The organism is Viridibacillus sp. KH_047 (assembly GCF_057838945.1).
This window is the reverse complement of sequence record NZ_CM174479.1, coordinates 1,176,283-1,188,469: the sequence shown is the minus strand read 5'-3', so window position 1 is coordinate 1,188,469 and position 12,187 is coordinate 1,176,283. Positions and strand designations below refer to the sequence as shown.

The window sequence follows — 12,187 nt, the reverse complement described above, 5'->3', positions numbered from 1 at the left end:
TTCGTCTCAACATTTCTTATTCATTAACTTTAACCATTGCTGGTCGTAATATACGGTCTTTCAACTTATACCCCTTTTGTAGCTCTTGTAAAACGATTCCTTGTTCTTTAGAATCATCTTGTTCTTGCATAACTGCGTGGTGAATGTTTGGATCAAACGCTTCGCCTTCAGATGCTACAGGTTCTAAGCCTTCTTTTGTTGTTGCTTCTATTAGTGAACGGTATACCATTTCAATCCCTTTTTTCATGGATTCGGCATCTTCCGTTGTTGCCTCAACTTGTAAAGCTCGTTCGAAATTGTCTAATACCGGAAGTAAATCCGTTAACAAATTCTGCGCACGATACTTTTCTTGTGCTATGCGCTCAGTTTGTGTGCGACGTTTTAAATTGTCATAGTCAGCACGTAATCGAAGGAAACGGCTTTCTGATTCGTCCAACTTTTGCTCTAGAGCCGCGATTTCTGCTTGATGTTGCTCCTCAACTGTTAGTTCAGGTGTAGCTTCTTCAGCTTCTACAGTGTCAGCGTCTACTACGTTTTCTTCTTGTTCATTTAGTTGTTCTTCTACAACTGTGTTTTCTTCTACTGCTTGCTCTTTAAATTCATTTGCTTTAGACACTTTTCATCCTCCTATAATGTCGCTCTCTACCTCGGTTTTTGTGTCAGTTGGCGCGTTAAATCGCCACTCATAAAGTCGAGTAATGCAACGACACGTCGATAATCCATCCTTGTAGGCCCGATAATAGCTATTGAACCACTTTGACCCTCACCTACCGAGTAAGATGCTGTGATAACACTGCAATCTTCCATCGCTAAATGTTTATTTTCAGAACCAATACGGATTTGAATCCCAGATTGGTTCATTGGGAAAATGGATTGGATTTGAGTTGTTTTTTCCATTAGTTCCATAAGCATTCGCACTTTGTTTATGTCATGAAACTCAGGTTGGTTGAACATATTCGTTTTGCCACCATAGAAAATTTTACCTTCTGATTGATGTGCTGTCACGTCTATTAATGACGAAAGTAATCCGTCATACGTCCCTAGATGTTGTTTTATAACCGCTGCCGTTTCTAATTCGAGCTTCATTTGTAGTTGCTCTAACGGAACGCCAATCAGTCGTTCGTTTAAAATATTGACGACCTTCTCAATATCCGATGGGGAAAAATCCGACGGTAAAGAGAAAATGCGATTTTCCACATGTCCATTATCAGTAACGATAATAGCGACAGCTGAATCAGCTGTTAAAGGTACAATTGAAAATCGTTTAACTTTATGCAACTGTACATCCGGTCCTAATAATATAGATGTGTACGACGTCAATTCAGATAAAATCGTAGCTGACTTCCGAATGACTTGTTCAGTTTCCATAATCCGATCTTGGAAAACAGATTGGATTTTGTGAATCTCATTTGTTGTAATTATTTGAGGTTTTAGCAAGTGATCCACATAAAATCTGTAACCTTTTTCAGACGGAACTCGTCCCGATGAAGTATGCGTTTTTTCTAGGTATCCTAGTTCTTCTAAATCCGCCATTTCATTACGAATGGTTGCCGGACTAAAAGTAATGCCTTCCTTCTTCGAGATTTGTCGAGAGCCAACTGGTTGAGCTGACATAATGAAGTCATCTACGATTACTTGCAATACTTGTAACTGCCGATTTGTTAGCATGATCATCACCTCTGTTAGCACTCACTTAAGAAGAGTGCTAATACTATAATTAACTTATCAAATCTATTATTTTATGTCAACGGAAACGCATACGTTTATAGTAAAAATTCTTCAAAAACTTCATTTCCTACAAAACGTCCTTTTTTCGTTAACTTTACAGCTTCTTCATCATTTGAAATTAAACCTGCTGAAACAAGCAATTGCAATTTTTCACTATATACACTTTCAATCGTACAGCCAAATTTCTCTTCAAAATGAGATTTTGAAATTCCAGCTGTTTTACGTAAACCTAAAAAAAGTTCTTCCTCGATTTTTTCGTTTTGTGTAACTTCATGCGTTTTTAGTATGGGTTTTTCACCCGCTTCTAATGTACTGATATATTTTTTTAATGGTGCATGATTTGAGTAACGAATACCATTAACATAACCATGAGCTCCTGCACCAAAACCAGCGTATTCATCATTGTCCCAATAAATACGATTATGAATAGAAGAATGCCCATCTTTGGCGAAATTACTTATTTCGTATTGATACCATCCGTGTAATTCCATTTGTTGCATCAATTCTTCATACATATCTGCCTCTTGATCTTCACCTGGCAAACTCAATTTCCCTTTGTTCATCAAGTTATAGAAAATCGTTTTAGATTCTACTATAAGCGAATAGGCTGAGTAATGTGGGAGATTTAAGTCAAAAGCAATTTTTAGTGTTTCTTTCCATTCTTCCATCGTTTGACCAGGTAATCCGTACATTAAGTCAATACTGATGTTCTTGAAACCAACTTTTTTCGCTTCCTTGATCGTTTCAAAAACATCCTCATTGGAATGAGTACGCCCTAGCTTTTTCAATAATTCTGGTTGAAATGCTTGTACACCAAGACTTAAACGATTTACACCACCGTTAAAAAGTACTTCTAATTTTTCTTTCGTTAATTCATCAGGATTTGCCTCCGATGTAAATTCTATAACATGTTCCATTGGAATGTACGTTTTGATCAACGTTAGAAGTCGTGAAAGTTGAGCTGGTGATAAAGATGTTGGGGTTCCTCCACCTAAAAATATTGTTTCTATATGACTGAAAGCTTCTTTGTCTTCAGACCATAATTTCATCTCCATACCTAATGCTTCTATATATTCATCGACCGGCTGGTTTTTGAAAAATACTTTATTGAAATCGCAATAATTGCAAATTTGATGGCAAAATGGAATGTGTATATAAACGCCTCTAGCCAATCTGATTCCTTCTTTCTTGTCGAATATTTTCTGTTTTTTTGTAATTTCACTCTATAAACACGTAGCTTCATTCTATAGTATTTAAGCTGAAACGCAAAACAATGGAATTAACATCACTTTTAAACATAAAAAAAAGTTACAGCGATAATAATACCCACTGTAACTTCTCTACACTGCTCTTTTATATTCAATAATCTCTTGTTGTATATTTGGTCCTACTTGTTTAAGTTCATTCAATTTCTTTTGCATATGAGCCACTCGCACCTCAAAAGCTAAAAGTTCAGCTTCTAACGTTGCCATCAAGTGATCCAAACGGTCGTTTCCATCACGATATTCGATTTGAACTCACTCCCTACATTTATTAATTAACAAATTCACTATATATATAGTGTTTACTAAGCTTATCAAATCTTTTGTATTTTGGATACCTCAAATATCACTTTTTAGCGAATATTGTCGGAATATATCCAAATTATATTAAATTTTTACCCATATTATGTATTTACCCTTTTTAATTCTCATTAAACCTAAAAAAAGAAGACATATCTTAGATTTAGTTTTAACTAAAAAAAGCGGTGGCAATACGGAGAATTGAAATCTCCATATTGCACAACCGCTTAGTCTTAATTCATCATACTGATAAATTAATATTATTTTTTAGGCGTATCATCGTCCATTTTAAGTACAGCCATGAATGCTTCTTGAGGTACTTCAACTGAACCTACTTGTTTCATGCGTTTTTTACCTTCTTTTTGCTTATCTAAAAGTTTACGTTTACGAGAGATATCGCCACCGTAACATTTAGCTAAAACGTTTTTACGCATTGCTTTAATAGTTGATCGCGCCACAATTTTCTGACCGATTGCAGCTTGAATTGGTACTTCAAATTGTTGACGTGGAATAAGATTTTTTAGTTTTTCAACGATGACTTTACCACGTTCATATGCAAAATCATTGTGAACAATAAAGCTTAATGCATCGACTTGTTCACCATTTAAAAGGATATCCATTTTCATCAATTTAGATGGCTGATAGCCTATTAATTCGTAATCGAAAGAAGCATAGCCTTTCGTACTTGATTTTAATTGGTCAAAGAAATCATAGACGATTTCAGAAAGTGGAATCTCATAGTAAATGCTTACACGAGTTGAATCAATATAATCCATTGTCATAAAATTACCACGTTTACGTTGGCAAATTTCCATAACTGCTCCAACATAATCGTTTGGTACCATAATTGTTGCTTTTACATATGGTTCTTCAATACGGTCGATTTTTTGTGGATCTGGCATCATTGACGGATTGTCCACTTGAACTTCGGAACCGTCTGTCATCTGCACATGGTAGATTACGCTAGGTGCAGTAGTGATCAGATCGATTTTGAATTCACGTTCAATACGTTCTTGAATGATTTCCATATGAAGTAAACCTAAGAAACCGCATCGGAATCCGAAGCCTAAAGCTTGTGAAGTTTCAGGCTCATATTGTAATGCAGAATCGTTTAGCTCTAGCTTTTCTAATGCATCACGAAGATCATTGTACTTAGCAGTATCGATTGGGTATAAACCACAGTAAACCATAGGATTTAACTTACGGTAACCGGCTAATGGTTCTACTGCAGGGTTGTTTGCTAAAGTAATTGTATCCCCTACGCGCGTATCCCCTACGTTTTTGATAGATGCTGTTAAGAAACCTACATCACCGACAGTTAACTCTTTGCATAGTGTTGGCTTAGGTGTAGATACTCCCACTTCAACAACTTCAAATTCTTTTCCAGTTGCCATCATACGAATCTTATCGCCTGCTTTAACTGTTCCTTCTACAACACGGATGTAAGTAATTACACCACGATAAGAATCATATAAAGAATCGAAAATTAAAGCTTTAAGAGGCCCATCTGGATCACCTGTAGGCGCTGGTACTTTTTCAACAATTTGTTCTAAAATATCTTCAATTCCGATACCTGCTTTAGCAGAAGCAAGTACTGCTTCAGATGCATCTAAACCGATGACATCTTCTACTTCTTGACGTACGCGTTCTGGATCTGCTGAAGGTAAATCGATTTTATTAATAACAGGAAGAATTTCAAGGTCATTGTCTAACGCTAAATATACGTTCGCAAGTGTCTGTGCTTCAATACCTTGAGCTGCATCGACAACTAAAATAGCACCTTCACAAGCTGCAAGACTACGAGATACTTCGTAAGTGAAATCGACGTGTCCAGGGGTATCGATTAAATGGAATGTATAAATCTCTCCATCTCTAGCTTGATAATGTAATTGAACTGCATTTAATTTGATGGTAATGCCACGTTCTCTTTCTAAATCCATAGAATCTAGAAGCTGATTTTTCATCTCACGGGAAGTTAAACTTTTTGTAGTTTCCAATATACGGTCTGCTAATGTTGATTTCCCGTGGTCAATATGAGCAATAATGGAGAAATTTCTAATATTTTCTTGTCGTTTCAAACGTTCTTCTCTGTTCATGCGTGTCCACTCCTATATAAACTATTTTGAATTATAGCAGTGAACAGCTATTTTATGCAATATTATGATGAAGTTTGATTTGAAAATGCTTCCGAAATTGCTCTTGCTAAAATGGCAATAGTACGGTTTAATTCATCTTCTGTATTATCTACTCCACCTAATTCAACTACTAGCAGTTTTTTTGAGAGATCTTGGTTATATATTCCATTTACGCCCGAACCTTCTTTTTTTATAACACCTCTAGAGATATTAGGAACTAGTTGATTTAAATGCGCAGATAGCTGTTCCGCGTAAGCTTCATTAAATTTGTATTGTTTATTTTCAGCACCAAGAACGATAGCAATACGTGCATATTTTTCACCATCTAAGGTTGTTGTTGTGGCTTTTTTATTTGCTGAATCACGATGCATATCTAGCACCAAATCATATTCTTTTTGCCCTAATTGTTTTTTCACATATGGTCTTACTGCATCATATGCTTTATACAGTGGTATACCTTTCTTCTGCATTTCTGACATGGTGTCAACTTCTAAAATATCAGTTGAGAGATCATTTTGTTTAAAATGGGCTTCGATGATTGAACCTAGTTGTAAAACATTAGTTGCGTCATGATAGGCTGTTATTTTCTGTTTCTGGCTTTTCAAAATAGGATAGTAAGCTTCATGGGAATGCGTGAAATATATTAGTGTTTTAAATGAAGCGTCCTTATTATTTATCAAAGCATTTTTTTCAGTGGCAGTATTGGCGGCATAGACTATTTTCGTATCTTGTTTTGATGTTTGCGTTTTAGCCTCTTGCTGTGGCCAGATTGGTAACTTTACAGTAATAATTGGCAGCATAAAGAAAAAGAATAGAAGACCAATCCACATTTGCATTTTCCGTCGCATTTAACATCCCCCTCCTCCTATCAATGTATGGAGGAGGAGAGCTAATTAGAACATTCTACGTACTTTCAATCCATTCCGTTAATGTATCAGAAATCAGGTATGCATAGTTTTGTACCCACTCATCAATGTTTTTTGGTGTTACGAATAATCGGTCGTTCCCTACGAGAGACTCTTCAAATAGCTGTAGACGCTCTTCTTTCGGCCAAGTTGACCATTCGCCAAAAATCGGTTTGATTACTTCTAAATCTACCTTAGATGTGTCTGATGGTCTCCATGGTGTTACGGATAAAGCTGAGGATGGACTATTTTTTTCCTGAATTTTGGCTGCAATAGATTGGAAAAGTGTATCGACAGCATCTGCGATAAGTACTGGTCCATCGACAACTGTTGGTAAGCCAATTGCAGTCACTGGACAACCAATTGTTTCTTTTGAAATCTCTTTGCGCATATTACCTACACCTGACCCTGGATGAATTCCCGTATCTGTCATTTGAATGGTTTTGCAAAGTCGGTTACTTGCTCTTGTAGCAAGTGCGTCTACTACAATAACTAGTGCAGGTTTTATTTGCTCTGCCAATGCTTTTATAAAAGAACTCGTTTCATAGCCAGTCTGCCCTGTTACCCCAGGAGCATAAATAATACAACGCTCTTGTATTGATGTGGCACTATTTTGTAGCTCATCAATAGCTAGCGGTCCTACTGCATCGGGTGTAATCGTCTTATTTCCTAATCCAATGATCAGTACTTTGCCTTCCTTGTTATCTTTAATAAAAGGATGAAGTGTTGTCAATTCCTCTGCTAAAACTTCTCCTAGTTGCTTGAAACCTTCCTCATCATCTGGTGTTAATGTCGGAATGGTAAAAGTAAAATATGTTCCTTGTTTCTTTCCTATTTCATCTGCGCCACTCGAATCGACATCTACACGCGTAATTTTAACGCGCCCGCGCTCTTCCTCTAAAACCTTAATACCTGTAGATTCACGCAATGTTTCCCGCTCTTCTGCAGTCTTATGATTTATAAATTCTTCCGTCTCATCTACTAAATCTGTGCGGTACCATTTATTATTTTCCAATCTAATCACCTCATTTTTATTTTGCTCTAACTGTCAAGTAAATATTCTTTGCATTTGATGCTTGATTTTTATACTGTGATTTGCTAAAATGATGACTGTTGTATAGACACTTGAAACAGTTGAGAATTTACTCATCTCGATCCTTTTTAGGAGGTGAAAGTTAATGCCAAATATTAAATCTGCTATCAAACGCGTAAAAACTAACGCAAAAGTTAATGCACAAAATTCGCAAGTGAAATCTGCTATGCGTACTGCTGTGAAAAAAGCTGAAACTGCTTTAGTTGCTAAAGAAGATAACGCAAAAGAACTTTTAAGCGTAGCTGTTAAATCATTAGATAAAGCAGCATCTAAAGGCTTAATCCACAAAAACGCAGCTTCTCGTCAAAAAGCTCGTTTAATGAAAAAAGCTTAATCCATAATGGATTCAAAGGGACTAGAGATATTTCTCTAGTCTTTTTTTGTGTTTAAAATTTAAATATTTTTTAAGAATTACATTAAAGCAAATTATTATTATCGAAATACGAACAACTCTGTAGAAAATGGCGACTTAAAGTGATTTCGTATTAGTTTAACGAAAGAGCTCCAACACCATTTGTTGCGATTTGAATTCATACAGTCACCTTCACGTTATTTTATTCAAAAAACCCCAATTAACTATTCACCACAAATCTTTCAATAAAAGGAAATATCGTTATAATAAAAACTATACTGTATCTACCAAGTCATTACCCAAAAGCACGTAGTACGGTTTTAGAGACTTATTTGGAAAGAAGGTATTATGCATGGATATAACTTTTTTATTCATCAGTTTTTACTTAACTCCAATTTTAAGCATTATTTTTTGTCTAAATCTCGTGGCAATCTTAAAAAAAATAAAGAGAGATGAAAAAACTGCTAAAAATACAGTTTGGCTTACAGCATCATTTCTTTTAATTGTATGGAGTATTGCAGTAGCAGCTATATTAGGTACATAAGGATTATTTAGCAATCAAAAAAACTCCTGACTGTAAGTACTTCAGAATTTAGATAAACTTGAAGAAATCCGCGCTTAACCAGATAAGCGCTACGGAGGACGCTTTCCGCGGGCGGGCGCCAAGTCGCTTCGTCGCTACGCTCCTGCAGGGTCTTGGACTGTCCGCTTTTCCCGCAGGAGTCGCCACCTCCGCTCCAATCAAATACACATATAATAAAAACAACTCAATAGGAAATAATGGGCTTGAAAAATAAGCCAGAAAGAAAAAGAGGATCTTAAATTACCAAAATATATAAAAATAACAAAAGACACTCAGAATATGACTATTCTGAATGCCTTTTGTCGACAAACTGATACACTCACAAAAGAGAGTGCTTTCCTCTTATATTGGTTTCATCATAAATAATTCCAAATAACGTTCTCTCCGACCGCTCATTGTTTTTAACTGATAATCCACTTCGCTTAATCCAAATAATGCTTTTAGTAAACTATCTTCTGAAATTTTTCTACGCTCTTCAACAATTCGTTTAACACGATAAGGGTTGACCTTTAGTTGTTTTGCAATTTGTTGCGAATGGTATCCCTTTTTTAGTAAATAATAAACATTCGACATTAAACGAATCTGGGATGCAAGTAAAGCTACTAGAGCAATGGGCTCTTGCTTTTGGCGAATAAGATCATGGTAAATCGTTAAAGCACTAGAAACATCTCTGTGTAAATAAGCATTGAGCATCTTAAAAGCATCTTGCTCAAGCGTTTTCGCAACCATTTCCTCGACAAGAGCTTGCGTAATAGTATTTTCATCACCTAAATATAAACTCAGCTTTTCAATCTCTGACTGTAAATGAAGCATGTCCATACCTACTAGCTCGATTAATTTACTAATAGCATCTTGGTCGATTGTTTTTTGTTGCTGACTGACTTCATTTTGCACCCAAACCATTAAATCATTTTCTTTTGGTGTTTCAGCAAGCATATAAACAGCTCTATCTTTCATTAACTTTGTTACTTTTTTACGTTCATCAAGTTTTTCATAAGGTGCAATGAAAATTGTGATCGATGTATCTGACGGATGATCCAGCCACTTTTCTAAGCGTTTTAAATCATGGTCAATTTTTTCCTTACCCTTTTCTGTTGCTTTTAAGAACGATGCATTTTTCGCAATGATTAGTTTTTGGCTTGAGAAAAATGGAATTGTATCAGATTCATCAATCACATAATCAACTGGTTGTTCATCCAAATCAATCGTGATTGTTTCAATATCTCCATCTTCTTCAAGTTGAGTTTTAATGCGCCTGATTGTTTCATCTATAAAATAAGACTCTACACCCGCAAGTAAATAGACTGGCTGTAAATCTCCCTTTTTTATACTTTTCCATAATGTTGAAAACATAGTCTCACCTCTAATTGACATTGGTTATAGTATACCGTAATTTTCTCATTTTGTGAGTTTGAACAAATTGTGTCATTCTAGAGCAGGCATCTATTTTTACCTTTTCAATATAGCTTTTTTAATAGGCATACCGTATAATTAATGAGAATTAGGAGGGGTAGCAATGAATCCATTTGAAGAAAATGTACAATCAAAGCGTAACGACGCAATCGACTCAGGAGTAGGTTTTGGCGTATCATTCGTATTTTTCGCACTTATTTTTATCATTGCGACTGTCATCGATTACGCAGCTTTATAAGATACAGTTAAAAAGACATTGTCAATTTGATGATGTCTTTTTCTGTTTGTACAGATCTTTTGTTTTAAAAACTATAAATCCATGCTTAGTAACCGTTACTTCAATTGTCCCCACTTCAGCTGTATTTAAAGTTGGTAACTTCATCTCTTCAAACCTCGCAACAACATCCTTATTCGGATGACCGTAGCGATTATTTAACCCACTAGAAAATATAGATAAACGCGGCTGTACTAAATTTAAAAAAGGTTCAGTTGAAGACGTTTTGCTACCATGATGCCCCACTTTCAAAATGTCCATATCCGAAATAGATTCTGTATAATTATCTACCAAGGTCATTTCCCCTGATTGTTCTAAATCACCTGTGAACAAAGCCTGAAAACTTGAATGTTGTAACAGTAAAACAAGAGAATCGTCATTACCTTCATAAAACAAATCATTTGGAGATAAATAAGTTAATGTAGTGTCTCCCTGCACCCAACTCCTCCCTGCCATTTGCTCACGAATTGGAATACGCTCCTTTTTTGCAAAGTCTACAACATCTTTCATAACTGATTTTTGCCAAGAGTTTGGGGACACATGAATTTCCTTAATTCTAATTTCTTCCATAACCTCTTCAGCACCTTCAACATGGTCTGCATCAGCATGTGTTAATATAAGCGTATCTACAGCTCGTATACCACTTCCTTTTAAATAAGGAACAACAATCCCTCTCCCTACTTCATAAGGCTTTCTAGACTCCTTCCATGCCTCCTGATCAAACCTTAGCACTCCCCCAGTATCTATGACGTAAATTTTCTTATTAAATGGCAATTCAATTATGGTACAGTCTCCTTGTCCAACGCTTAAAAATGTAATTTTTAAATCCCTATGCCAAGATGGACTTTCATGAATTAAAAATGCAGGGAATAAAAGTGTCAAAGCAATAAGAAACCAATGTTTCCTCTGTTCTATCTGTATTAATACTATAATGACACTAACAAATGCTAAAAGTAGGAGCCAGAAAGAGGGTCTTCCAGGAGCCCACATTTGATATGGAATAGCCTGTAACCACATAATAACCACGGACAATAACTCACGAGCAGGTTCATAAATGAAGAAACAAAGCCTCGCCAATGGGTTTGCCACATATGTTAGCAGTAATAATAATAAATTTGCTGGCAGCACGACAAATGAAAATAACGGGACAAAAAAGATATTTGCAATGAATGAAGACAAGCTAATTTCAAAGAAATGATATAAAAGCAATGGATAGACGAGTAACTGACAAACGAAGGTAATCGCAAATGATTGTTGCCAGGCATTTCTCGCTAAAGAAAATATATGTCCTGAAAATAATAACGAAATAGTCGCTAAATAAGATAACTGGAAGCCAATTTGAAACACTACACTTGGTTGCAATAGCACAAACCCTATAAAACTCAATGCTAGTGCATCATCGATCGCTAAACGATTCGAAACAATTCTACTTAGCATTACAAGCTCTACAACTGACACCGCACGCCAAACAGACGGCGCACCACCTGCTAAGCAAGCATAAATAGGTAACGCTATGATAAGAACCCATGTCGCATGTTCTCTGCGTATACGAAACCTCAGTAATAGTTCATACACAAGCATCGAAACGAGCCCAACATGCAAGCCTGAGATAGCAAATAGATGTGTTATACCAAGTTTTTGATACGCCCGCTCAACATCCATATCGACATTTTCACGTTCACCAATTAAAAGCGACTGTGCTTCAGCTACTAAAGTTTCTGGAAATGTCTTTTCTATATGTTTTTTCACTTTAAACCTCTGCTCTGCGAAAAATGTAGAGAGTGTCTTTTCTTTTTTCACAAATCGAAAACTCTTAACTTCAAAAATACCTTGCGCACTATTGCTTTCAATATATTTTTCCATAGAAAAAGCGTATCGATGTGCAGGCATCGAAGGTTCAACTAATTCGCCTGAAACTTGAAAAACTGTGCCACTTAATGATTGCTCTTCAAATTTATTCTTTTGCTGTTCTGATTGGAGGGTGAAAATAATATATACTTTTTGACCATTTGGCAATATTGCAAAGCCTCTTAGCTTTTGTCCATTCACCTTATATTGATCGGTCCAAGTAATATTTAAATCGTTTGGAATAGGGGTAAGTCTTGCAGATAAAATATGTGAGAAATAACTATAAGAGGAGAG

The 12,187-nt window shown here is 35.9% G+C and carries 12 protein-coding genes; 3 read left to right on the top strand and 9 right to left on the bottom strand.

Annotated elements, in window-relative coordinates; genetic code table 11:
- Positions 1–16 precede the first annotated feature (16 nt).
- From grpE to gpr, 7 genes are all read right to left on the bottom strand, one after another.
- On the bottom strand, positions 17–616 hold the full coding sequence (gene grpE / locus AC3IS5_RS05955; RefSeq protein WP_489426973.1) for a nucleotide exchange factor GrpE: 600 nt from the start codon (positions 614–616) through the stop codon (positions 17–19).
- A 26-nt stretch (positions 617–642) separates the two neighbouring features.
- On the bottom strand, positions 643–1,668 hold the full coding sequence (hrcA, locus tag AC3IS5_RS05950; protein WP_489426972.1) for a heat-inducible transcriptional repressor HrcA: 1,026 nt from the start codon (positions 1,666–1,668) through the stop codon (positions 643–645).
- Between the two features lie 95 nt (positions 1,669–1,763).
- Positions 1,764–2,900 carry a radical SAM family heme chaperone HemW gene (gene hemW, locus AC3IS5_RS05945; protein ID WP_489426971.1) on the bottom strand — a complete coding sequence of 379 codons (1,137 nt, stop codon included), beginning with the start codon at positions 2,898–2,900 and terminating at the stop codon, positions 1,764–1,766.
- A 168-nt stretch (positions 2,901–3,068) separates the two neighbouring features.
- The gene (locus AC3IS5_RS05940; RefSeq protein WP_489426970.1) at positions 3,069–3,200 is read right to left on the bottom strand and encodes a hypothetical protein; all 132 of its coding nucleotides are present in this window, start codon (positions 3,198–3,200) and stop codon (positions 3,069–3,071) included.
- A 350-nt stretch (positions 3,201–3,550) separates the two neighbouring features.
- Positions 3,551–5,386, bottom strand: a complete 1,836-nt coding sequence (lepA, locus tag AC3IS5_RS05935; RefSeq protein WP_489426969.1) for a translation elongation factor 4 — start codon at positions 5,384–5,386, stop codon at positions 3,551–3,553.
- A 62-nt stretch (positions 5,387–5,448) separates the two neighbouring features.
- Positions 5,449–6,273, bottom strand: a complete 825-nt coding sequence (gene spoIIP / locus AC3IS5_RS05930) for a stage II sporulation protein P (RefSeq protein WP_489426968.1) — start codon at positions 6,271–6,273, stop codon at positions 5,449–5,451.
- A 55-nt stretch (positions 6,274–6,328) separates the two neighbouring features.
- Entirely contained in the window at positions 6,329–7,345 is a 1,017-nt protein-coding gene (gene gpr / locus AC3IS5_RS05925; RefSeq protein ID WP_489426967.1) for a GPR endopeptidase, read from the bottom strand.
- 163 nt (positions 7,346–7,508) lie between these two features.
- Here gpr and rpsT point away from each other — a divergent pair, with 163 nt between their 5' ends.
- A complete protein-coding gene (gene rpsT, locus AC3IS5_RS05920) occupies positions 7,509–7,757 on the top strand; it encodes a 30S ribosomal protein S20 (RefSeq protein WP_038187177.1) in 249 nt (82 codons plus the stop codon).
- Positions 7,758–8,127: 370 nt separating this feature from the next.
- Positions 8,128–8,319, top strand: a complete 192-nt coding sequence (locus tag AC3IS5_RS05915) for a hypothetical protein (RefSeq protein ID WP_489426966.1) — start codon at positions 8,128–8,130, stop codon at positions 8,317–8,319.
- Between the two features lie 381 nt (positions 8,320–8,700).
- Here the strand turns inward: AC3IS5_RS05915 and holA are convergent, their stop codons facing one another.
- Positions 8,701–9,711 carry a DNA polymerase III subunit delta gene (holA, locus tag AC3IS5_RS05910; protein WP_489426965.1) on the bottom strand — a complete coding sequence of 337 codons (1,011 nt, stop codon included), beginning with the start codon at positions 9,709–9,711 and terminating at the stop codon, positions 8,701–8,703.
- A gap of 163 nt (positions 9,712–9,874) precedes the next feature.
- On the opposite strand from holA, the gene AC3IS5_RS05905 reads away from it, so the two are divergent.
- Positions 9,875–10,009, top strand: a complete 135-nt coding sequence (locus AC3IS5_RS05905; protein ID WP_038187184.1) for a YqzM family protein — start codon at positions 9,875–9,877, stop codon at positions 10,007–10,009.
- 21 nt (positions 10,010–10,030) lie between these two features.
- Here the strand turns inward: AC3IS5_RS05905 and AC3IS5_RS05900 are convergent, their stop codons facing one another.
- A complete protein-coding gene (locus tag AC3IS5_RS05900) occupies positions 10,031–12,061 on the bottom strand; it encodes a DNA internalization-related competence protein ComEC/Rec2 (RefSeq protein ID WP_489426964.1) in 2,031 nt (676 codons plus the stop codon).
- Between the last annotated feature and the right edge of the window lie 126 nt (positions 12,062–12,187).